Consider the following 542-nt stretch of genomic DNA (forward strand, 5'->3'; position numbering starts at 1 on the left):
CGCCGTCGCCGACCAGGGCGAGGCGGGCGCCGGGCACTCGGCGGGTGACCTCGGGCCAGGCCCGCAGCAGCACGTCCTGGCCTTTCTGCGGGCAGAGCCGGGCCACGCAGACGACCAGGGGCGCGTCCTCGACGGCCGTGCCGGGTGCCGGGAGACCCGTAACCCGGGGGGCGGTGGCCCGGGGGGCGGGGTCTCGCGGATCGCACGAGCGGGGGCCGGGTGCGTGCGGGCCGGGGTGGAAGCGGTCGAGGTCCACGCCGTTGCCGATGACGCTCCAGGGCGCACGCACCCGGGCGGCGCTGCCCCTGGACCGTTCGGCCTCGCTGACGCACAGCAGCCGGGTCGTCCAGCGGGTGGCGAACCGCTCCCAGCGCAGGACGAGTTGTGCTGCGGTGCCGTCGACCGCCTCGAACGACCAGGCGTGCGGCTGGTGCACGGTCGGGATCCGGCCGCGGACCGCGAGCCGCCCGGCGAGCCCGGCCTTGGCGCTGTGGGTGTGCACCACGTCGGGGGCGGTCAGCCGGATCAGCCGGGCCGCGGCA

Annotated in this window: 1 protein-coding gene; it reads right to left on the reverse strand. The window is 77.9% G+C overall.

From position 1 onward, the window contains the following. Nucleotides 1–542: glycosyltransferase (locus tag ACYVE9_RS30455; protein WP_461031075.1), on the reverse strand; the 542-nt coding region annotated here is incomplete at both ends.

The organism is Streptomyces sparsus, from assembly GCF_054776295.1.